At 63.1% G+C, this 22,280-nt stretch carries 19 protein-coding genes; 8 read left to right on the top strand and 11 right to left on the bottom strand.

Annotated elements, in window-relative coordinates; all coding sequences use genetic code 11:
- Window positions 1-79 precede the first annotated feature (79 nt).
- Window positions 80-1,264, bottom strand: a complete 1,185-nt coding sequence (locus IEV58_RS10550) for a pyridoxal phosphate-dependent aminotransferase (protein WP_308791141.1) — start codon at window positions 1,262-1,264, stop codon at window positions 80-82.
- On the opposite strand from IEV58_RS10550, the gene IEV58_RS10545 reads away from it, so the two are divergent.
- The 6 genes from IEV58_RS10545 to aat all read left to right on the top strand — a co-directional run bounded on the left by IEV58_RS10545 (window position 1,247) and on the right by aat (window position 6,776).
- Entirely contained in the window at window positions 1,247-2,743 is a 1,497-nt protein-coding gene (locus IEV58_RS10545; RefSeq protein ID WP_229729354.1) for a M48 family metalloprotease, read from the top strand. The two genes, IEV58_RS10550 and IEV58_RS10545, sit on opposite strands and share 18 nt — an antisense overlap.
- A gap of 58 nt (window positions 2,744-2,801) precedes the next feature.
- Complete coding sequence (locus IEV58_RS10540) at window positions 2,802-3,656, top strand: DsbA family protein (RefSeq protein WP_188409684.1); 855 nt, start codon at window positions 2,802-2,804, stop codon at window positions 3,654-3,656.
- Between the two features lie 100 nt (window positions 3,657-3,756).
- A complete protein-coding gene (aroQ, locus tag IEV58_RS10535; protein ID WP_188409682.1) occupies window positions 3,757-4,212 on the top strand; it encodes a type II 3-dehydroquinate dehydratase in 456 nt (151 codons plus the stop codon).
- The gene (gene accB, locus IEV58_RS10530) at window positions 4,212-4,670 is read left to right on the top strand and encodes an acetyl-CoA carboxylase biotin carboxyl carrier protein (protein WP_188409681.1); all 459 of its coding nucleotides are present in this window, start codon (window positions 4,212-4,214) and stop codon (window positions 4,668-4,670) included. Before aroQ ends, accB begins: the two co-directional genes overlap by 1 nt.
- An 18-nt stretch (window positions 4,671-4,688) precedes the next feature.
- Entirely contained in the window at window positions 4,689-6,044 is a 1,356-nt protein-coding gene (accC, locus tag IEV58_RS10525) for an acetyl-CoA carboxylase biotin carboxylase subunit (RefSeq protein WP_188409680.1), read from the top strand.
- A gap of 54 nt (window positions 6,045-6,098) precedes the next feature.
- The gene (gene aat / locus IEV58_RS10520; RefSeq protein WP_188409678.1) at window positions 6,099-6,776 is read left to right on the top strand and encodes a leucyl/phenylalanyl-tRNA--protein transferase; all 678 of its coding nucleotides are present in this window, start codon (window positions 6,099-6,101) and stop codon (window positions 6,774-6,776) included.
- Here aat and IEV58_RS10515 read toward each other — a convergent pair whose 3' ends face one another.
- The 4 genes from IEV58_RS10515 to IEV58_RS10500 all read right to left on the bottom strand — a co-directional run bounded on the left by IEV58_RS10515 (window position 6,777) and on the right by IEV58_RS10500 (window position 9,397).
- Window positions 6,777-7,229, bottom strand: a complete 453-nt coding sequence (locus IEV58_RS10515) for a DUF2155 domain-containing protein (RefSeq protein ID WP_229729353.1) — start codon at window positions 7,227-7,229, stop codon at window positions 6,777-6,779. It lies immediately after the preceding gene.
- 37 nt (window positions 7,230-7,266) lie between these two features.
- Window positions 7,267-8,040, bottom strand: coding sequence for a class I SAM-dependent methyltransferase (locus IEV58_RS10510; RefSeq protein ID WP_188409676.1), 774 nt, complete (start codon window positions 8,038-8,040; stop codon window positions 7,267-7,269).
- Window positions 8,037-8,429 (bottom strand): NADH:ubiquinone oxidoreductase subunit NDUFA12, encoded by a 393-nt coding sequence (locus IEV58_RS10505; RefSeq protein ID WP_188409675.1) that lies wholly within the window; start codon window positions 8,427-8,429, stop codon window positions 8,037-8,039. Before IEV58_RS10505 ends, IEV58_RS10510 begins: the two co-directional genes overlap by 4 nt.
- Before the next feature lie 80 nt (window positions 8,430-8,509).
- Window positions 8,510-9,397, bottom strand: coding sequence for a cation diffusion facilitator family transporter (locus IEV58_RS10500; protein ID WP_188409673.1), 888 nt, complete (start codon window positions 9,395-9,397; stop codon window positions 8,510-8,512).
- 597 nt (window positions 9,398-9,994) lie between these two features.
- On the opposite strand from IEV58_RS10500, the gene IEV58_RS10495 reads away from it, so the two are divergent.
- Window positions 9,995-13,708 carry a vitamin B12-dependent ribonucleotide reductase gene (locus IEV58_RS10495; RefSeq protein ID WP_188410281.1) on the top strand — a complete coding sequence of 1,238 codons (3,714 nt, stop codon included), beginning with the start codon at window positions 9,995-9,997 and terminating at the stop codon, window positions 13,706-13,708.
- A gap of 170 nt (window positions 13,709-13,878) precedes the next feature.
- Here IEV58_RS10495 and IEV58_RS10490 read toward each other — a convergent pair whose 3' ends face one another.
- From IEV58_RS10490 to IEV58_RS10465, 6 genes are all read right to left on the bottom strand, one after another.
- Window positions 13,879-14,412: an AAA family ATPase gene (locus IEV58_RS10490; RefSeq protein ID WP_188409672.1), complete on the bottom strand. Its 534-nt coding sequence runs from the start codon at window positions 14,410-14,412 to the stop codon at window positions 13,879-13,881.
- Window positions 14,413-14,507: 95 nt separating this feature from the next.
- Complete coding sequence (locus IEV58_RS10485) at window positions 14,508-16,007, bottom strand: tripartite tricarboxylate transporter permease (protein WP_188409670.1); 1,500 nt, start codon at window positions 16,005-16,007, stop codon at window positions 14,508-14,510.
- Window positions 16,008-16,057: 50 nt separating this feature from the next.
- Window positions 16,058-16,528, bottom strand: coding sequence for a tripartite tricarboxylate transporter TctB family protein (locus tag IEV58_RS10480; protein ID WP_188409669.1), 471 nt, complete (start codon window positions 16,526-16,528; stop codon window positions 16,058-16,060).
- Between the two features lie 60 nt (window positions 16,529-16,588).
- Window positions 16,589-17,563, bottom strand: a complete 975-nt coding sequence (locus tag IEV58_RS10475; protein WP_188409668.1) for a Bug family tripartite tricarboxylate transporter substrate binding protein — start codon at window positions 17,561-17,563, stop codon at window positions 16,589-16,591.
- A gap of 65 nt (window positions 17,564-17,628) precedes the next feature.
- Window positions 17,629-20,361: an aconitate hydratase AcnA gene (gene acnA, locus IEV58_RS10470; RefSeq protein WP_188409667.1), complete on the bottom strand. Its 2,733-nt coding sequence runs from the start codon at window positions 20,359-20,361 to the stop codon at window positions 17,629-17,631.
- 36 nt (window positions 20,362-20,397) lie between these two features.
- The gene (locus IEV58_RS10465; RefSeq protein WP_188409666.1) at window positions 20,398-21,090 is read right to left on the bottom strand and encodes a GntR family transcriptional regulator; all 693 of its coding nucleotides are present in this window, start codon (window positions 21,088-21,090) and stop codon (window positions 20,398-20,400) included.
- Window positions 21,091-21,457: 367 nt separating this feature from the next.
- Between IEV58_RS10465 and IEV58_RS10460 the strand changes: the two genes are divergently transcribed.
- Window positions 21,458-22,258 carry an alpha/beta hydrolase family protein gene (locus IEV58_RS10460; protein ID WP_229729352.1) on the top strand — a complete coding sequence of 267 codons (801 nt, stop codon included), beginning with the start codon at window positions 21,458-21,460 and terminating at the stop codon, window positions 22,256-22,258.
- The last annotated feature ends 22 nt before the right edge of the window (window positions 22,259-22,280 follow it).

The following is a 22,280-nucleotide window of genomic DNA, read 5'->3' as shown; positions in this document are numbered from 1 at the left end:
GCTTGAAACCTTCCATGCTGGTTCAAGCCAAGCAGGATTAACGTCTGAATATACTGCGCGGCGAAAACACAGCTGCCCGCTAACGCTGCTTTAGCCATGCCCCGAGAGTGGTGATGGCATCTTCAACATCGGCTTCCGCTCCCGCGAAGGAGAAGCGCAGATACCGCCCGCCCTGCTGCGGGTCGAAATCGACCCCGGGTGTCGCGGCAACGCCTGTTTCGGCGAGCATGGCTCTTGCAAAGGCGAGGCTGTCATTGGTGAGCCGACCCACGTCGCAATAAAGATAAAAGGCGCCATCCGGAGGTGCGAAGTGATCAAGACCCATCGCGGGCAAGGCATCGATCAACCGCGCGCGGTTGCGCGCATAAGCAGCGCGGCGCTCCTCAAGCTCGTCTGTTGCGTCAAAGGCGGCGAGAGCCGCGACCTGACTGAGCATCGGGGCGGAGATAAAGAAATTTTGAGCAAGCCGCTCGATGGGGCGCACCAAATCTTCGGGTAAGATCAGCCAGCCGATGCGCCAGCCCGTCATTCCGTAGTATTTGGAGAAACTGTTGACCACCATCGCCTCATCGGAGAAAGCAAGAGCGGTCTGCGCGGTCACGCCATCATAGGTCAGTCCATGATAGATTTCGTCCGAAATCAGGTGAATTCCAAGACGTCGGCACGTTTCGGCAAGCGGCCTGAAAGTGGCGGCATCGATGACGGTCCCTGTCGGATTTCCCGGGCTCATGACGAGAACGCCCTTCAACGGCTCGCGCGCGTGTTCTTCTTCAACTTGTTCCGCCGTCAGAGCCCAGCGCGTGGACTCGCGCGTTGGGATCTCGACGGGCGTGATTCCGAGCGCCTTCAAGGTGTTGCGGTAGGGAGGATAGGCCGGCATCGTGATGGCAACCCGGTCTCCCGGATCGAACAGCGCCTGGAACAGCAGAATGAAACCGCCGGACGAGCCGATCGTGACGGCAACGCGGCTTGGCGCGACAGTGAGCCCGTAGGCGTCTTTGTAGTGACGCGCGATGCGGCGGCGGAGCTGCGGCAATCCCAGGGCATCCGTATAACCGATGGTTCCGCCTTCGGCGAGCATTCGCTGCGCTGCCTCGACCGCCAGACGCGGCGGCGGGAATCCCGGCTCACCGATCTCCATGCGCATAACGCGTCCGCCGGCCTCCAGCCTGTCACGGGCCGCAGCCATGACGTCCATGGCGAGAAAGGGGCTGACTTCGGCGCGCAGCGCCTTGAGGATACGAGGATGAACGGCGTCAGTCACGGCACACTCCTTGAGGGCTTTCGCGGCCTTACCAATGCCACGGTCGCTCTCCATGAGCGGGGTATGCCGCGCTCCCCCCACGCCCGCAAGCCGAAAACCGGCGGCCTTCGCAGGATGATCGCCCTTGTGACGGCTGCCGCGGTCATGAGCGCCAGCCTGCCCGTTGCCGCGCAGGACCAGGGCAAATCCAGCAAGAGCCGGCTGGTACCCGTCCGTGATGCCGAGATCGAGGAACTGCTGCGCGATTACACCGCGCCGATTTTCAAGGCGGCCGGCGTCAGGGCGGGAGCCACCGAGATCGTCCTGATCCGCGACTTCAGCTTCAACGCTTTTGTCGCCAACGGCCAGAGGATCTTCGTCAATGTGGGCGCCCTGCTGCAATCGGAGACGCCCAACCAGTTGATCGGGGTGCTCGCCCACGAGACCGGCCATATCGCCGGCGGACATCTGGCAAGCACACGCCAACGCATGGCCGAGGCACAGACCCGCGCCATCATCGCCATGCTCCTGGGCATGGCGGCCGTCGCCGGCGCGGGTGCCGCGGGCGCCGGCAACGTCGGCGCGGGCGCGACGGGCGCCATGCTGGCGCCGCAGGCTGTGGCCAAGCGGGACATGCTCTCCTATGTCCGCGCGCTGGAACAGGCGGCCGACCAGGCGGCGGTGTCCTACCTCGCCAAGTCCGGACAGTCGGCAAAAGGCATGATCGACACCTTCCGGCGGTTCGCGGACCAGTCGATGTTCTCCGCGCGCTATTCCGATCCTTATGCCCAGAGCCACCCGATGCCGCGCGACCGTATCGCGAACCTCGAGGCGCTGGCAAAGAAAAGCCCATCCTACAACAAGGCGGACCCCGACATTCTGCGCTATCGCCACGCCATGGCGCAGGCTAAGACCATCGGCTTCCTGAAGGACGCGGGATCCATCGCCCGCGCCTATCCGTCCCGGGACACGAGCATGCCCGCACGTTACGCGCGGGCCATCAGCGCCTACCGCTTCGGGCCGGTCGACCCCGCCATTCAGCAGATCGACCAGTTGATCCGGCAGGAACCGGGAAACCCCTATTTCTGGGAACTCAAAGGCCAGGCCTACCTGGAGGGTGGCCGTCCGCGCGAGGCCGTCGCGCCCTTGCAGAAGGCTGTTGCACTGGCGCCCGAACGCCCTGCCGCACTCATTCGCATCATGCTCGCCCAGGCTCTCGTCGCGACCGGCAGCTACAAAGGCGCGATCGCGGAGATCAATCGCGCGATGGCCTATGAGCGGGATGTTCCAGCCGCCTATCGTGTTCTCGCCATGGCCTATGGCCGGACCGGTGACAACGCGCGCGCGGATGTGGCCTCGGCCCAGGCGACGTTTCGCGAAGGAGACATCCGTCTTGCAAAACAGCTCGCCGCGCGTGCCAAGACACGGCTGCCGACGGGTTCTCCAAGCTGGCTCCAGGCCGATGATATAGTGAGCTACAAGCCGCCGCAGATGGATTAGTCTCCGGCCGATCCCGAATCGTTGAAAAGAGAGGCGTGCTGTGTCCGTGAAAAGCAAAATGGTGAGCCTGGCCGCCATAGCAATCGTTGGCGTGGCGGCCTGGGCGGTCGCCACCGGCCAGATGGAAGTGACCTTTCCCAAGGCGCAGCAGGCCATGGAAAGCCCGCAGGAGCCTGGCCAGTTGTCGGCGGTCGTCGCTGCGCCCGAGGGGGCCCCCTCGCCTCAACCCGCGCCCATCGACCGAACGGCTGTTGAGACCATCGTTCGCGAATACATGCTGGCCAATCCCGAACTCCTGCGTGACATGGCCGGAGCTCTCCAGGCCAAGGAGCAGGCGGCCCAGCAGGAACGCGCGAAGGTGGCCATGGCGGATCTGAAGCCGAAGATCTTCTCCTCCCCGCTTCAGATGGAACTTGGCAACCCTGAAGGTGATGTGACGCTGGTCGAATTCTTCGACTACAACTGCGGCTTCTGTCGGCAGGCATTGTCCGACCTCAACACCCTGATCGAACAGGATCCGAAGCTGAAGGTCGTGTTGAAGGAGTTTCCGGTCCTCGGAGAAGAATCGGTCCAGGCCGCGCGCGTCGCCATCGCCGTGCATCGCAGCGCTCCGGAAAAATACGCCGAGTTTCATCGCGCCCTTCTCGGCAGCGAGGGCCAGGCCAATGGAGAGGCGGCGCTGAAGATTGCGGAGGGGCTTGGTCTCAACGCGCAGGATTTGATCGCTGATGCGGATTCTGCCGAGACCGAGGCCTATATCCGGGAAAGCCATCAGTTGGCCCAGGCCTTGGGGATCAGCGGCACACCAAGCTATATCGTTGGAGAAGACATCCTGCCGGGCGCCATTGGCGTCAAAGCCTTGAAGCAGGCGGTGGATAATGTCCGCAGTTGCGGCAAGGCAACCTGTTCCTGAGGGATTTTGCTGTTGCGCGGCTTTTTTTCGTGAAAAGCAGCACGTATAAGAACGCCTTCATCTAGGCTCCCCCGGAAGCTTTCCCGAAAGCGCCAGACGCATGCGCCCGACTCTGTTTGTCCTCAACGGCCCTAACCTGAATCTGCTCGGCACCCGCGAGCCCGAGGTCTATGGCCGGGAGACTTTGGCGGACATCGAGGCACGCCTAAGGGATCATGCGGAACGGATCGGCTTCGACCTCGATTGCAGGCAATCCAATCACGAGGGCGAATTGGTCGACTGGATTCAGGAAGCGGGGAAGAGCGCCGGCATCATCTTCAATCCCGGTGCCTACACGCATACCTCTGTCGCCCTGCGCGATGCCATCGCGGCGATCGCAGCTCCCGTGATCGAGGTCCATCTGTCCAATGTGCATGCGCGGGAAGATTTCCGCCGGCATTCGTATATCTCACCGGTCGCGCGTGGCGTCATCGCCGGGCTCGGCTCCAAAGGCTATGAGCTGGCCCTGGATGCCCTCGCCGGGCTCGCCACCTCCGGCTTCCAAGGAAAAAAGTGATGTCGAACGAGCGTCCTACCATCGATCAGAATTTGATCCGCGAACTGGCCAATCTCCTCACGGAGACTGATCTCACGGAGATCGAGATCGAAAACGACGATCTGCGCATTCGTGTCGCGCGGACCGTGGGCGCAACGACCATTTCCGTTCCCGCCGCGGCCCCTACGGCGGCAGCTACGGCACCCGCCGCCGCTGCTGCGGCACCGAGTGATCCCGCCAAACATCCCGGCGCCCTTCTGTCTCCGATGGTCGGCACGGCCTATCGGGCGCCGGAACCGGGTGCCAAGCCCTTCGTGGAGGTTGGGACCGAGGTACGGGCTGGCCAGACGATCCTCATCGTCGAAGCCATGAAGACCATGAATGCGATCCCGGCACCCAAGGCTGGCACGGTGAAGGAAATCCTCGTCGAAGACGGCTCTCCGGTCGAATACGGCGAACCTCTCGTCATCATCGAATAAGCGTTAGGCGGCACTCTGATGTTCGACAAGGTCCTGATCGCCAATCGCGGCGAGATCGCGTTGCGTGTGCTGCGCGCCTGCAAGGAGCTCGGAATTTCAACCGTTGCGGTGCATTCCACAGCCGATGCCGATGCCATGCATGTCCGGCTGGCAGACGAGAGCGTCTGCATCGGGCCTCCTGCCGCGCGTGACAGCTACCTGAACATTCCGGCGCTGCTCGCGGCATGCGAGATCACCGGTGCCGACGCCGTGCATCCGGGCTATGGCTTCCTCTCGGAAAACGCCCGCTTTGCCGAGATCCTCGATGATCATGACATCGGCTTCATCGGCCCCAAGGCCGAGCATATTCGTGTGATGGGCGACAAGATCGCCGCCAAGAAGACCGCCAAGAAGCTCGGCATTCCGGTCGTCCCTGGGTCGGACGGCGGCATCTCCGATCCTGATGAGGCGATGCGGGTTGCCCGCGAGATCGGCTTTCCCGTGCTGATCAAGGCCGCCGCCGGTGGCGGTGGCCGTGGCATGAAGGTCGCGCAGTCGGAGGAAGACCTCGCAACGGCGCTCTCTACCGCCCGTTCGGAGGCCAAGGCCGCATTCGGCGACGATGCCGTTTACATGGAACGCTACCTTCAGAAGCCCCGCCACATCGAAATCCAAGTGATCGGCGACGGCCAGGGCAATGCGGTGCACCTGGGGGAACGGGACTGTTCGATCCAGCGCCGTCACCAGAAGGTCTGGGAGGAAGGCCCCTCGCCGGCTCTGAACGCCGAAGAACGGGAGCGCATCGGCGCCATCTGCGCCAAGGCCATGGCTGACCTCGGCTACCTCGGCGTCGGTACCATCGAATTTCTCTATGAGAACGGCGAGTTCTTCTTCATCGAGATGAACACCCGCATTCAGGTGGAACATCCGGTGACCGAGATGATCACCGGCATCGATCTTGTCAACGAGCAGATTCGCATTGCCGGCGGCGCCCGCCTGTCCTTCCGGCAGGAGGACGTCATTTTGCGCGGCCATGCCATCGAGTGCCGCATCAACGCCGAAGATCCCAGAACCTTCCGCCCCTCGCCCGGCACGATCCAGCACTGGCACATGCCAGGCGGCCTCGGCATCCGCGTCGATTCCGCCGCCTATCAGGGCTATCGCATCCCACCCAATTACGACAGCCTGGTGGGAAAGCTTATCGTCCACGGCCGGAACCGCACCGAATGCCTGATGCGCCTTCGCCGTGCCCTCGACGAGATCGTCGTGGACGGCGTCGAGACGACAATCCCGCTGTTCCGGCAGCTGGTGCGATCGCCCGACATGCAGGATGGCGCCTATGACATCCATTGGCTTGAAAAGGCCCTTGCCGAAGGCGGCTCGCTCGCAGGTTGAGCGTCCGCGATCTCGCACATGACGAGGACGGCGTTTTCGTCTTATCGTTGAGGCATGACCCGTATCGACGACGTACTGGTAGAAATTACGCCCGAGGTGCTGCTGAAAGCCTACGCCTGCGGCATCTTTCCCATGGCCGAAAGCGCGGACGATCCCGGCCTCTACTGGATCGAGCCGGAGCTGCGCGGAATCCTGCCGCTGGAGGAGTTCCGCCTCTCTCGCCGGATGGCACGAACCATTCGCTCGGATCACTTCGAGATGCGCGTCGATCACGACTTCGAGGCGGTGATCGATGGCTGCGCCCGCCCGGCGGCCGGACGGCGCAAGACCTGGATCAATCGGCGCATCCGCAATCTCTATGGCGATCTTTTTGACGCCGGGCACTGCCACACCGTTGAGGCCTACCGGAACGGAACGCTGGTTGGCGGCCTCTATGGTGTCCGGCTGCGCGGCGCCTTCTTCGGCGAGAGCATGTTTCACACCGTCACCGACGCCTCAAAGGTTGCGCTGGTGCATCTTGCGGCGCGGCTGCAGGCGGGCGGCTTTGTGCTGCTCGACACGCAGTTCGTCACGGATCACCTGCGCACCTTCGGCGCCATCGAGCTGAAGAAGGCCGAGTATCACCAACGCCTGCAGCAGGCACTGACTGTTCAGGGCAACTTCGATGTCTGGCCAAGGGAAGGCATCAGTGGCCGTGCCGCCCTCTCCGTGCTGCGTCCGTCCCGCGACTGATCACTGGCCGACGGGGGGAATGTCCGGAGGTGCCGGTGTCGCGCCGCCCTTGCACTCAATCAGCCAAACGTCATTGATGGGATGTTCCACGGCGTTGAGGCCCGGGCTGGAGGCGAACATCCAGCCGGAAAAAATGCGCTTAGTTTCCTTCTGAAGCGTGATCTCATCCACTTCGACAAAGGCGACCGTTTCCGGCGTCTCCGTCGGAGGGTTGGTCAAACAGGTCTTCGGCGTCACCTGCAGCGCGCCGAATTGCACCGTCTCATTCACCGCCACATCGAACTGCACGATACGCCCGGTGATCTTGTCCAGCCCCGCGAAGATCGCGATCGGGTTCTGGATCCGCTCCTGCGCGGAAGCAGCCATCACAGTAAAAGAGAGAAATCCCAGGGTGAAAGCGGCGGGCCGAAGGCGTGGAAGCATGAGAACGACGCGGTGCAGGAGAAAAATCATGTCGTGACGCGAGATTACGGCAGGGGCTTGGCGAGAATCACGCCGCAGCAGGCTTTGAGGCATGCACCCTGATACGAACATAGTCGGCCGTCCAGTTTCCAGAACGGTCGCGCAGCGAGGCACCCAGCAAAGCTTCGACCTCCGACACCGCCGCCTCGCGATCTTTGCCGAACTGATCAAAAAAAGGTGCGCGGAAGGTAGAGAGCCATCCCGCCATTCCCGTCGGCAGGGGCGTCGGGCGCGGGTAGAGCCCGATACGTTCCACGGCAAGACCGCGTGCCTCGAGCATCGTGCGATATTCCGCCGGCGTGGGGAAAAACCAGGGATTGGCAAGGCGAAGATCTCCGCCACGTGCTTGCCCCACGGCCCGCAGGGCCGTCACGATGGCGGCGACATTGCCATGGCCGCCAAATTCGGCAACGAACCGCCCGCCGGGTTTCAGCGCCCGAAAGACCCCGTCGATCACCGCCTCGGGCTTCGTCATCCAATGCAGGGCCGCGTTGGAAAAGACCGCATCGAATTCCGCATCGAAGGCGAGCGCCTCACCGTCACCGATCCGTGCATCGACGCCCCGCGCGCGGGCCGCCGCGACAAAATCCTCGCTGGAGTCGACACCAACGACGGAAGCGTCGTTCTTCGCCAGGTGCTCGGTCAGAACGCCGTCGCCGCAGCCGAGATCGAGAATGCGCTCTCTCGGCTGGGCATCAAGCCAGCCGAGCACATCTCCCGCGAGATCGGAGACGAAGCGGGCGTTCTTGTCGTAGCTTGCGGCAGACCATGTCTGCGCGCCCGCCACGGAAGCTGCCGTCATCGGCCGGGGCTCCAGGCTTCGTAATCACCGGTCGCCTTCGGGCGCTGGCCGCTGGCCAGAGTTGAGCCGCTCGGCCGATAGGCGCCGGCCGTGCCCGTCATGTTCGGCCGATGGGCCTTCTGCCACTCACGCGGGACATAGTCCTCCTGCGAAGGCGGCACGTCCACCGTGTGATGGAGCCAGGCGTGCCAGCCCGGAGGCACCTGCGACGGCTCCCAATTGTTGGCATAAACCGCCCAGCGCCGGTCGCCCAGCGGCGGCACATCGGCCTGATAATACTTCGTGCCGAACTCGTCCTCGCCCACAAACGTGCCCTTGCGCCAGGTGAAGAAGCGCGTGCCGATGGTCGTGCCGGTCCACCAGGCAAAAATCTCGGTAAACATACCCATGCCAGAAAGGCCTCCGAATGTTGGGCGGACTATGGCTTCGGCCGGCCGCCATGTCCAGCGAACGGACGCCGCAGGCGCGGCTAAACCACCACGATGCCGGCATGCTTCGCCTTGTTCTCAGGCTCCACATGGATGCTGATGGTCGAGCCCGGCACCTCCCGCTTCAACGCCTGCTCCACCCGGTCGCAGATGTCGTGCGCACAGGTCACCGTCATGTCGCCGGGCACCACCAGATGAAAGTCGACAAAGGTGGCGCTGCCGGCGATTCGGGTGCGAACGTCGTGAGCCTCGATGGCGCCATTCGCTTCCGCCGCAATGATGCCGCGGATCTGGTCGAGCAGTTCGGGCGGCACCGCAACATCCATGAGACCGGCGACGGATTCCCGCATCACTTGCCAGCCCGACCACAGAATGTTGAGCGCAACGAGTGCGGCCAGCACGGCATCCAATTGCTGCCAACCGGTCGCGATCGCCAGGGCGATGCCGATGATCACACCAGCCGATGACAGGACATCCGTCATGAGGTGGCGGCCGTCCGCCGCCATAGAGGGTGAACGATGCTTGCGGCCATACCGGATGAGGATCTGCGCCCAGATCAGGTTGATGACGCCGGCAATGCCGTTGACGACGAGGCCCTGAGCAGGCGCCTCGATCTGCCGCGGCGAATGGAAGGCATAGTATGCCTCGTGCAAGATGGAAGCCGCAGCGAGGATGATGAGCACGCCGATGAGGACGGCAGCGAAATATTCCGCCTTGTGGTGGCCGTAGGGATGATTGCTGTCAGGCGGCAGAGCGCTGTAGCGGACGGCGGCGGCGGTCGCGATGGCGGTCGCCACATTGACTACGCTCTCCAGCGCATCGGAATAGAGTGCGACTGATCCGGTCAGCCAAAAGGCCAACATCTTGAGCCCCAGCACGGCGCAACCGACCAGAATGCTGGCAAACGCGATATATGAGGTTCGGTTCATGCGGCCCTGCTCTCATGATGAGAATGGCGCCCGCATAGCTCTTGGGCCACTCCCGCACAACAAAGATCTTTGCAATTGCAAATGGTTATCAATCGCTGCGCACATGGAGCTTCCACATTCGGGAAGGCGCGCCACCTACGGAGTCCACGCGTTGCCGGAGCCGCTCCGATTTTTTGTACCCGCTCTCCACAGGAACCACAGCCGAAGAGAGCTTCACAGGAGGGTATGGGGCGGCGCAGGGTGCGTCTATCAATTCGTTGATGTTTCGAAACGTTAAGACTCGATTCATCATTCCGGAGTCACTAAATATAGTGGGAAAGAGGGACGCGATGCCCCATGTGTGGTTTTTCGGTCGTTGCCTTGCCTGACGACTCGACCTAGCCTCCGGGGACATTGAGCGTGCAACGATGAGCTGGGGGCCGTCGTTCTCGCTGGTTCCTGATCCTGAGCGCCAGGGCGTCGCTGCAGATGATGCAGCGCATGCCTTTTGCCGCTCCGTCAGACGAGCCAAGAGAACCGCCCAGCCACGGCCGGGCAATGCGGGAACAGAGCCGGCGCTGCCGGCGGGGCCTTCGGCCCTGACTTTGGAGCTGAATGATGCGGATCGAACGCCGATACACGGTTGAAGGACAGTCACCCTATGCGTCCATCGAATTTCGTTCGGCTACGAGCGAGATCCGCAATCCGGACGGGTCCACGGTCTTCAAGCTCGACGATATCCAGGTGCCCGCCGGCTGGAGCCAGGTGGCCTCTGACATCCTCGCGCAGAAGTATTTCCGCAAGGCCGGCGTGCCCGCCACGCTGAAGCGTGTCGAGGAAGAGACCGTTCCCTCCTGGCTGTGGCGTTCGGTGCCTGATGACAAGGCGCTGGCGAAACTGCCCGAGGACAAGCGCACCGGTTCGGAGCGCGACGCGCGTCAGGTCTTCAGCCGCCTTGCCGGCACCTGGACCTACTGGGGCTGGAAGGGCAACTACTTCGACTCAGAAGCCGATGCCCGCGCCTTCTATGACGAGCTCTGCTACATGCTGGCGGCCCAGAAAGTGGCGCCCAACAGCCCGCAGTGGTTCAACACCGGCCTGTTCTGGGCCTATGGCATCGATGGCCCCAGCCAGGGCCATTGGTATGTCGACCACAAGACCGGCGATGCCGCGCCCTCCCCGTCGTCCTACGAGCGCCCGCAGCCGCACGCCTGTTTCATCCAGTCCATCGAGGACGACCTCGTCAACGAGGGCGGCATCATGGACCTCTGGGTGCGCGAGGCGCGCCTGTTCAAATACGGCTCCGGCACCGGCACCAATTTCTCGGCCTTGCGGGGTGACGGCGAAAAGCTCTCCGGTGGCGGTCGTTCGTCCGGCCTCATGAGCTTTCTCAAGATCGGCGATCGCGCCGCCGGTGCCATCAAGTCGGGCGGCACCACCCGCCGCGCCGCCAAGATGGTGGTGGTCGACGTCGACCATCCCGACATCGAAGCCTATGTAAACTGGAAGGTGAAGGAAGAGCAGAAGGTCGCCGCTCTCGTCACCGGATCCAAGATCGTCAAGAAGCACCTCAAGGCGATCCTCAAGGCCTGCGTGAACTGCGAGGGCCCGGGCGATGACTGCTTCCTGCCCGAGAAGAACCCCGTGCTGAAGCGCGAGATCAAGGCCGCCCGCAAGGGTCTCGTGCCGGACAATCTGATCAAGCGCGTGATGCAGTTCGCCCGCCAGGGCTACACCGATATCCAGTTCGACACCTATGACACCGACTGGGACTCGGAAGCCTACCTCACCGTCTCCGGCCAGAACTCCAATAATTCGGTTCGGGTCACGGACGATTTTCTCAAGGCTGTGGAAGAGGATGGCGACTGGAATCTCACCTATCGCTCGAACGGCAAGGTGAAGAAGACGCTGAAGGCCGCGGAGCTGTGGGAGCAGATCTCCTACGCCGCCTGGGCCTCGGCCGATCCCGGCGTGCAGTATCACTCGACGGTCAACGACTGGCACACCTGCCCGGCCTCCGGCCCGATCAACGCGTCGAACCCGTGCTCGGAATATATGTTCCTCGACGACACGGCCTGTAACCTCGCCTCCATCAACCTCCTGGAGTATCGCAACGCCGACGGCTCCTTCGACGTTGAGCGTTACGAGCACACCGTGCGGCTCTGGACCATCGTCCTCGAAATCTCGGTGATGATGGCGCAGTTCCCGTCGCGCAAGATTGCCGAACTGTCCTATCGCTACCGCACGCTTGGTCTCGGCTATGCCAACATCGGCGGGCTGTTGATGACCTCGGGCATCCCCTACGACAGCGATCAGGGCCGTGCCTATTGCGGCGCCCTCACCGCGATCATGACCGGCGTGGCCTATGCCACCAGTGCCGAGATGGCGGGTGAGCTGGGGGCCTTCCCCGGCTATGGCCCCAACCGCGAGCACATGCTGCGCGTTATCTCCAATCATCGCCGTGCCGCCTATGGCGAGACCAAGGGTTACGAGGGCCTCAACACTCTGCCCGTCCCGCTGGACCACAAGTCCTGCGCCTCGCTCGGCGACTTCGGTGGCCTCTTGGTGGAACGCGCCAAGGCGGCCTGGGATCTCGCTTCCGAGCTCGGCATCCTGCACGGCTTCCGCAATGCGCAGGCGACCGTGATCGCCCCGACGGGCACCATCGGCCTCGTCATGGATTGCGACACCACCGGCATCGAGCCGGACTTCGCACTGGTGAAGTTCAAGAAGCTCGCCGGCGGCGGCTACTTCAAGATCATCAACCGCGCCGTGCCGGAAGCGCTTCGTACCCTGGGCTATCGCGAAAACGAGATCGCCGAGATCGAGGCCTACGCCGTGGGCCATGGCTCGCTCGGTCAGGCGCCGGCCATCAACCCGACGACCCTCAAGAGCAAGGGCTTCACCGAAGACGCCATCGCCAAGGCCGAGGCGGCCGTGAAGTCGGCTTTCGACATCAAGTTCGCCTTCAACCGCTGGACCTTCGGCGACGAGTTCCTCACCGGCAAGCTCGGCATCTCGCCGGAAGCACTGGAAGATCCCGCCTTTGATCTTCTCTCCGCCCTTGGCTTCTCCAAGGCCGACATCGAGGCCGCCAACACCCATGTCTGCGGCGCCATGACGGTGGAAGGCGCACCGCACCTGAAGGCCGAGCATCTGCCGGTGTTCGATTGCGCCAACCCCTGCGGCCGCACCGGCAAGCGCTTTCTTTCGGTCGCAAGCCACATCCACATGATGGCAGCGGCGCAGCCTTTCATCTCGGGCGCCATTTCCAAGACCATCAACATGCCGAACGAGGCTACGGTCGAGGACTGCAAGGAAGCCTACATGCTCTCGTGGCGCCTGGCGCTGAAGGCCAATGCGCTCTATCGCGATGGCTCCAAGCTCTCCCAGCCGCTGAATTCCCAGCTCATCGCCGATGAGGACGATGACGCCGACGAGATCGCCGAGGCCATCGCCGCCCAGCCGGCCGCCGCCAAGGCCGCCGTCATGGCCGAGAAGATCGTGGAGAAGGTCATCGAGCGCGTGGAGCGGATCCGCGAACGCGAGAAGCTGCCGAGCCGCCGCAAGGGCTACACCCAGAAGGCCATTGTCGGCGGACACAAGGTCTACCTGCGCACCGGCGAATATGATGACGGCCGCTTGGGCGAGATTTTCATCGACATGCACAAGGAAGGCGCCGCCTTCCGTTCGCTGATGAACAACTTCGCCATCGCCATCTCGCTCGGCCTGCAGTACGGCGTGCCGCTCGATGAATATGTCGATGCCTTCACCTTTACGCGGTTTGAACCCGCCGGCTTCGTGCAGGGCAATGACGCCATCAAGAACGCGACATCGATCCTCGATTACGTGTTCCGCGAACTCGCCATCTCCTACCTGCAGCGCCATGACCTCGCTCATGTGGCACCGGAGGACATCGGCGCCACGGCCATGGGCCAGGGCGTCGACGAGGGCAAGGCTCCGGCCGCAAGCCCCGTCTCCCACGGTCTCCTGCGCGGCCAGAAGGCCAAGGGCCTGACCCTCATGTCCGGCAGTGCCGGCGTGACCGCCATCGGCGGAAGCGCCACCGGCATCCGCACGGAAGGCGCGACGGCGCTGAAGGCACAGGAAGCGGTAAAGAGCGAGATCGAAGCTGCCTTCGCCCGCCTGCCCCAGCATGAGGAGCCGGCTCCCGAGCAGGACGCCAAGGCCAAGGCCGCCGAGCGCCGCGCCCAGGCAAGGCTGAAGGGTTATGAGGGAGAAAGCTGCTCTGAATGCGGCAACTTCACCATGGTGCGCAACGGCACCTGCCTGAAGTGCGACACCTGTGGCTCGACGAGCGGCTGCAGCTGAGACTTCGAAAGCGTCGACAGAACAATGGCAGGGCGCAGCAGCGCCCTGCTTTGCTTTTCTGCCGTCCATGCAGCAAGCATCACCGCAGAGCCAGAACCCATAAATAGAGCGAAAATGTCAGATAACGGTTTCGAGCTTTGATCGAATATTCTCCCTCAAGGCTCTCAGCTCTACCGCAACCTGAAATGCCCACTTTCCACCGCCTCACCGATCGCGTCGCAGGTTTCGTCAACGCTCAAACCTGCCACCGACAGCGAATGGCCCTCCAATGCGCCCAAATTCCCGAACTGCTGATGCAGAGCAGAAATCGGGACCGAATCTGAAAGGGTGGTGCCGCCCCGTTCGCGGCATCGTCTGATGGCTTCCTCCAGATCCGGACGAAGGACGATATAGTGCAAGACCGCTTCGATATTTCGGAAGGCGTCCAGAAACCAAGGGCCTATGATGCCATCCACCAGCACGAAGTAGCCGCCTTTCGCATAGCGGGCAGCAGCATCGGACACCGCGTCGATCACCGTGGCATTCTGGCCGTGGGCCTCGGGACGCCAGGGCGGAATCGAACCTGCCTTGATGAAATGCCAAAAGTCGTCCGAATGCAGGTGGACCTTCGGGCTGCCGGGCAATTGCGCGATTCTCTTCGAGGCGGTCGTTTTGCCTGAACCGGGTGCCCCGGTCAGGACAAGAATTTCTTCAGGTCTGAACATCTTGCGCTCGTGGTCCCGTCGTTTTGGCCGGCGGTCATAGCAACATGCAGCGGCTTTGTCCGCACGGCGGGCGTCGCGAAAGGACCATTCAATGATCAGGCTACAGCCATTTTTTGCCGTTGCCGCAACCGCAGCACCATAGGAACGAACAGCAGGAGCGCGGCAATGGCAAGAATCGCTGCCGAAAGCGGATGGGTGAAGAAGACCGAGGGATCGCCTTGCGCGATCATCAAAGCACGGCGGAAGTGCTGCTCAGCCATCGGGCCCAGGATGAGGGCCACGATGCAAGGCGCGACAGGAATCTCGTAAACGCGCATCCCGAAGCCCGCAAGACCGATCACCCAGAGAATGACGAGGTCCACCACATTGTTGTTCAGCGTGTAGGTGCCGAGCGAAGCAAAGACCAGGATGCCTGCGTAAAGCCAGGGCCGAGGAATCGACAGGAGCTTCACCCAGATGCCGACAAGCGGCAGGTTCAACACCAGCAGCATGACGTTGCCGATGTAAAGGCTGGCGATCATGCCCCAAACAAGTTCGGGATTGTTCTGGAACAGCTGCGGTCCCGGCTGCAGGCCATACTGCTGCAGCGCGGCCAGCATAACCGCCGCCGTGGCCGAGGTGGGCAGACCCAGTGCCAGCATGGGCGCGAGCACACCGGCGGCGGAGGCATTGTTGGCCGCCTCCGGACCTGCGACGCCTTCAATGGCGCCCTTTCCGAACTCCTCCGGGTTCTTCGCGAGCCGCTTTTCCGTGAGGTAGGACAGGAAGGTCGGGATCTCCGAGCCACCCGCCGGCAGCGCCCCCAAGGGAAAGCCGATGAAGGCGCCGCGCAACCAGGGCTTCCAAGAGCGCGCCCATTCCACCGGCGTCATCCAGAGCGAACCGCGTATCTTGTACAACTCTTCCGTTTCATAGCGCGCTCGGGTCGCCACATAGATGGTTTCGCCCACGGCGAAGAGGCCAACCGCCACCACCACGATGTCGATGCCATCGAGAAGCTCAGGCACGCCGAAGGTGAAGCGTGTCTGCCCGGTCTGAATGTCGATGCCGACGAGGCCCAGCATCAGGCCGGCCATGAGGCTGATGAGGCCGCGGATCAGCGACGAGCCAAGCACAGCCGTAACCGTGACGAGCGCCAGCACCATCAATGCGAAATATTCGGCGGGCCCGAAGCGCAGGGCCACCTTGACCATGAACGGAGCGACAAAGGTCAACGCCAGCGTGCCGATGGTGCCCGCAACGAAGGAGCCGATCGCGGCCGTTGCCAGTGCAGCACCAGCCCGGCCCGTGCGGGCCATGGCATGGCCGTCGAGTGCCGTGACGATGCTGGCGCTTTCGCCCGGCGTGTTGAGAAGGATCGCCGTGGTCGAGCCACCATAGACGGCACCGTAGTAGATGCCGGCGAACATGATGAAAGCGGAGGTCGGATCGAGCTGGAAGGTGACCGGCAGCAGGAGCGCCACGGTGAGCGCCGGCCCGATGCCAGGCAGCACGCCGATAGCGGTTCCCATGATGACACCGACTGAGGCCCACATCAGGTTGTAGGGAGTGAGCGCGATGGCAAAGCCGTGAAGCAGTGAGGCGAAGGTGTCCATCAGAGGTACCGATCAGAATACTTAAGGCGGTAGACGGCAAAAGCTGGCGATCAGCCGAAGAAGAGATTGCCGAACGGGAGGCGGAGGCCGAGCCATCGGTCGAAGACGAGCAGCGTGGTGATGCTCAGCGTCAGGCCCACCACGAAATCCAGCAGCAGGTTGCGCTTCCCGAAGGCCATTGCACCGGCCATGAACAGTGCCGTCGTCGAGGGCACCCATCCCAGGGGCTCGATGGTGAAGATCTGCAACAGAAGCCCGCCCGCCATGATGCCGGCTGGCAGGAGATCGAGCTCCAGTTCGCCGTCAGGCGCCAAGGTGCCACGAAAAGCCTCCACCATCGCGATCAGGCCGATCAGGATCGTTGCCCCGCCGATGAGATAGGGAAAGAGCTGCGGCCCCGCGGCTGCATAGACCGGCGAGACGTTTATCTGCGAGGTGGCGGCCACCACGGCGATGCCTGCGGCAACGGTTGCGAGCGCGATGACCTGGCCGCCGATGCGGTAGGCGCGAAGACTTTTCATGACGGGATCCTGTTCCGCAAGGAGATGGCGGGCCCACCGCGGCGCGGCGGGCCCGCGCGATCACTTCACGAGGCCGATGTTCTTCAGCACCTTTTCGATCTCAGCCCGGTTCTGCTTCAGGAAGGGAACGAACTCGGCCTCCGGCTGATACATGCCGATCCAACCACGCGTTTTCAGCGCTTCGGCCCATTCGGGGCTTTTGGCGGCCTGGTCGATGACGTCAGCCAGAACCTTGAAGTCGGCGTCGCTGATCTTCTCGGGTGCCATGATGCCGCGCCAGTTGACGAATTCGATGTCGAGCCCCTGCTCCTTGAAGGTCGGGACATCGATGTCCTCGACCTTGGCTGCTGCGGAAATGCCCAGCGCGCGCAGATCGCCCGATTTGATCTGCGAAGCGAACTCCTGGTAGCCGCTGACACCCACGGTGACATGACCACCGAGAATCGCCGCCAGCGCTTCGCCGCCACCGGAATGGCCGATGTAGTTGATGCCGGCGGGGTCAACGCCGGCCGCTTCCGCGATCATGCCCACGAGGAGATGATCGGCGCTGCCGGCCGATCCTGCACCCCAGGACACCGATTTCGGATCAGCTTTGAACTTGGCCATGAGGTCTTCGAGGCTCTTGATCGGCGAATCCTTCGGCACCACGATGACTTCATATTCGCCAATGAGACGGGCGAGCGGACGAACCTGATCCAGCGTCACAGCCGATTGGTTGATGAGCACGCCCGAGACCATGGCGAGGCCCGACAGCATCAGCGCGTCATCGCGGCGGCCCTTGGTGGTGACGAACTGGGCGAGGCCGACGGTCCCGCCGCCGCCACCGACGTTCAGCACCTGGACACGGCCCGCAAGCTTCTTGGCTTCCAGCACGCTCTGCAGCGCGCGTGCGGTCTGATCCCAGCCGCTGCCTGGATTGGACGGGGCGAGGATCTCAAGGCCGGAAAGTTCGGCCCGGGCCGGCATGGCGATCGCGAGGCCAGCCAAGGCGAACGCCGCGATGGCCGTGCGGCGGGTAAAGGTTGAAAGCGACATTCTCATTCCTCCGATTGTTGTTATCGCTCGGCCCGAATGGCCGGGATCTCTTGGGCGGCTGCGGTTTATGAAAAGAGCAGCTTCCGCAACACGTATTTCGGCACGCCTCCATGCCGGAAGTATTCGGTCTCGATGGCGCTATCGACGCGCGCCTGAACGTCGGCAGAGATCACCGAGCCGTCGGGTTTGACGGCCGTCATGCGCAGAATAGAGCGCGGCGCAATCTCTTCCGTCATGCCATCGATTGAGATCACCTCGCTGCCGTCGAGGCCGAGACTCTGGGCGCTTTCGCCGGGCATGAACTGGCAAGGGAGCACCCCCATGCCGATCAGGTTGGAGCGATGGATGCGCTCGAAGCTGCGGGCGATCACGGCGCGCACGCCGAGCAGGAAGGTGCCCTTCGCGGCCCAGTCGCGGCTGGAGCCCTGGCCATATTCCTCGCCGGCGAGAATGACGAGCGGCGTGGCCGTCTTGCGATAGGCCTCGGAGGCGTCGAAGATCGACATGACCTCGCCGCTGGGCTGCATCGCGGTGACGCCGCCTTCCGATCCCGGCAGCATCAGGTTGCGCAGCCGGACGTTCGCGAAGGTGCCTCGCACCATGACCTCGTGCTGGCCGCGCCGGGTGCCGTAGGTGTTGAATTCGGCCGGCGCGATCTGGCGCTCCTGCAGCCATCGGCCTGCGGGGGAGTCCGTTTTGATGATGCCGGCCGGACTGATGTGATCGGTGGTGATGGAATCGCCCAGGATCGCCAGAATGCGGGCACCGGACACCGGCGCCGGCGGCACCACCTCTTCGGTAAAGCCCTCGAACAGCGGCGGCTCGGCTATGTAGGTGGAGTGCGGCCAGGGATAGGTCGCGCCAACAGGGCTCTCCACCGCATCCCAAAGCGCCCCGCCCTTCTCCTTGTCGGCATAGACTTTGCGGAAGGCTTCCGGGTCGTTGGCAAAGTGCCTGATGGAATCGATCTCTGCAGGGGTTGGCCAGATATCCGCCAGGGTGACAGGTGCTCCGTCTGGATCCGTACCCAGTGCGTCCTTGAACAGATCGACCCGTACCGAGCCTGCGATGGCATAGGCGATGACCAGCGGTGGGCTCATGAGGAAGTTCGCCCTCAGCGCGGGATGGATGCGCGCCTCGAAGTTGCGGTTGCCCGAGAGTACGGCCGCGCAGACGAGATCATCGCGCGCTATGGTGGCGTCGATGGCAGGCTCGAGCGGTCCGCTGTTGCCGGCACAGACACCGCAGCCATAGGCCGCCACGCCGAATCCCAGCTGTTCCAGTGCGGGCAGCAGGCCCGCCGCACCCAAATAATCGGTGACGACCCGCGAGCCTGGAGCGAAGGAGGTCTTGATCCACGGTGAAACCCACAGTCCGCGCTCGACCGCCTTCCGGGCGAGGAGACCCGCCGTGAGCAGCACCTCGGGATTGGAGGTATTGGTACAGGAGGTGATGGCCGCGATCAGGATGTCGCCATGGCCAAGATCGGGCGGGCTGTCCGCCGCCACGTCCAGCGCCAGTGCCATGCTGCCCTCGGTCGTCACCGCCGGGCTCACAACACTGCGATGATCGATGTCGGAGGTCCTGCCATAGCCGCCCGATGCAACGGGCGCGGAATAGAGCTCGTCAAAGCGGCGGGACACCTCCGCCAGATCGATGCGGTCCTGCGGGCGCTTCGGACCGGCGACACTGGGGCGAATGGAGGACAGGTCGATCTCGACCACGGCGGAGTAATCGATGTCACCGGCAGCGGGGCAGCCATAAAGACCCTGAGCCTTATAGTAGCCCTGCAGAGCCGCAATCTCTTCTTCCGTCCGTCCGGTCGCGCGATAGTAGGCCACGGTCTGATCGTCCACCGGGAAGAAGCCCATGGTGGCGCCATACTCCGGCGCCATGTTGGCGATCGTGGCGCGGTCCATGGCCGTGAGGTTCGCGGCACCTTCGCCGAAAAACTCCACGAACTTACCGACGACCTTGGTCTGTCGCAGCTTCTCGGTGATGAGCAGCACCGCATCGGTGATGGTGACGCCCTCGCGCAATGCGCCTGTCAGATGCACACCAACAACATCGGGCGCCACCATATAGACCGGCTGGCCCAGCATGGCGGATTCCGCCTCGATGCCGCCCACGCCCCAGCCAACGATGCCGATGCCGTTGATCATGGTGGTGTGACTGTCGGTGCCGACGAGCGTGTCCGGCAGATAGACGCCGTCGCGCTCGAACACGCCCTTGGCCAGAGCCTCGAGGTTGACCTGGTGGATGATGCCGAAGCCTGGTGGCACCGCTGTCAGGGTATTGAAAGCCTGGGTGCCCCACTTGAAGAACTCGTAGCGCTCACGGTTGCGCTCATATTCGAGTTCCATGTTGCGGCGGATGGCGTTCTGCGTGCCGCTTTCGTTGATCTGCACCGAATGATCGATGACCAGTTGCACCGGCACAAGCGGCTCGACGAGATCCGGCGATTTGCCTAAGCGCACGGCCGCCGACCGCATGGCCGCCAGGTCGCAGACGAGCGGCGTTCCGGTGAAGTCCTGCAGCACCACTCGCGCGACGCTGAAAGGAATTTCATCGCGTACGCCATTCGGAACCCAACCGGCGAGCGCCTCGACATGCGCCGAGGTCACCGTGCTGCCGTCATGGTTGCGCAGAGCGGATTCAAGCAGGATGCGGATCGAGACGGGCAAGCGCGCCAGGTTAGGGTAGCCAACTTTGGCCACGGCCGGCAGGGAATAGAGCTGCCCCTCACGGCCGAAACCGGCATCGAAGCTGCGCATTACCCTGAATTCATCCTGATGCATGTTCCGGCCTCCAGCCGTGGTCTTGTCGTTCGATTGTCAGCCGCGCAGGCTAAGCGGTTGCGGAGCTTCGGGAGCGGTCCACATGAGGTTCTTGCGGGCGTTGGCGATGTGGGTCCTCATGGCTTCCTCGGCTTTCCTGGCGTCGCGCGCGGCAATGGCCGCAACGATGTCGCGGTGCTCCTGCATTGCCATCTCTGCCCGCCCTGGCTTGGACGACGAGCAGAAGCGGTACATGCGAATTTGGAGATAGAGTTCGGAGCACAGCGTGTGGAACAGCCGCCGGCTGCCGCTCTCACGAATGATGCAGAAGTGGAAATCGTCATCTGATGTGAGCTGGCGGTACTGACCTTCGGCGGCCAGAACGTTGCCATGCCGGTCGAGCAGCCCCTGCAGTTCGGCTATGCCCGCGTCCGAGATGCGGCTTGCCGCTAAGCTGCAAGCCGCCCCTTCAAGAACCTCGCGCATTTGAAAGAGGTCATCCAGATCATCCAGCGACAGCGAGGTCACGAAGGCGCCAAGACCAGGCCGGCGCTCGACCAATCGGTGGCTCTCAAGCCGGCGCAACGCCTCACGCAAGGGACCGCGGCTGATACCGAGATCGCGGGCGATCGTTGCTTCCTTGATGCGCGTACCCGGCGCGATCACACCCTGCGCGATGGCGTCGGCGATGGCCGCGAATGCCTGATCGCTGAGCGACGGATGCGCAACAATCGTGCCCTGCACTAGCATTCGCTCTCCCACCATCTGTTGACAGTTTTCTGTGTTGACAGGTGTGACCTGTTTAGAACGGTTCTGTCAAGCAGTTGGCCGACGAGCGCAGGCTGTTGATTTCTTCGTGGCTGTGGAACTGGACGTTATTTATTGCCTGGGCGTTACGGCGAACTCCCGCTGCGCCAGCAAGTCGGGCAAGGTCGGGCTGATTGGCCAAATGTATGAATATACGCCAGCGGCTGACGCAGCTTAACCTGACGATATGAACGAAGCCGCTCCTTCCCTCGCAACGCTCCGAGGACACCCGGTTGGTTTCACATGCCGCGATGGTGTCGCCATCCGCGGTCATCTCTGGCCGGCAGAGATACGGGATCCGCTCGGCAGCGTGATCATCAATCCAGCGACCGGTGTGCTCGCCAGCTACTACCACCGCTATGCCCGGTTCCTCGCGCATCACGGCTTCGACGTGCTCACCTATGATTATCGCGGCATCGGCCTGTCGCGTCCTGAGCGGTTGAGGGGCTGCGGTTATCGCTGGCGCGATTGGGGCGAACAGGATTTCGATGCCGCCTTGCGATACATGCGCGAGCACCGGCCGCATGCTCCGCTAACCGTCGTCGGACATAGCGTCGGCGGCTTCCTGCCGGGCCTGGCCGGGAGTGCGCCGTTGATCGATCGGATGCTTACGGTGGGGGCGCAATATGCCTGGTGGAGGGACTATGCGCCGCACCGGCGACTAGCCCTGTTCCTGAAGTGGCATGTCGCAATGCCCGCCGCTACCGCATGTCTGGGCTATTTTCCCGGCCGAAGACTGGGATGGCTGGAGGATCTGCCGGCTGGCGTTGCTCTTGAATGGAGTTTTCGCAGATCCCGCTTCGAGCGCAGTCATCCGCATGCGGAGCGGCAGGAAGCGCTTGCGCGCATGAAGGCCTTGAAGGCGCCGATCCTGGCCGTCTCGGTTTCGGACGATGAACTTGGCACCGTGCCGGCTGTCCGCCGCACGCTCGGCTATTACACGAACGCGCAGCGGACAATGGTTCTGCTGCAGCCCGTTGACTATGGCCGGCAGGCGATCGGTCATTTCAACCTGTTCCACGACAGCCACGCGAGCGGCTTCTGGTCCGACACGCTGCACTGGCTACGGGACGGGAGAAACCCCTGGCCCGCTCATGTCATCGATCTCTAAATCGGAGCCCTTGCCGCGAGCG

It is taken from the genome of Agaricicola taiwanensis, assembly GCF_014635245.1.
In the GTDB taxonomy this organism is placed as follows: Bacteria; Pseudomonadota; Alphaproteobacteria; order Rhizobiales; family Methylopilaceae; genus Agaricicola; species Agaricicola taiwanensis.
Note: the sequence above shows the minus strand (reverse complement) of the source record. Positions and strands in the feature narration are given on the sequence as shown.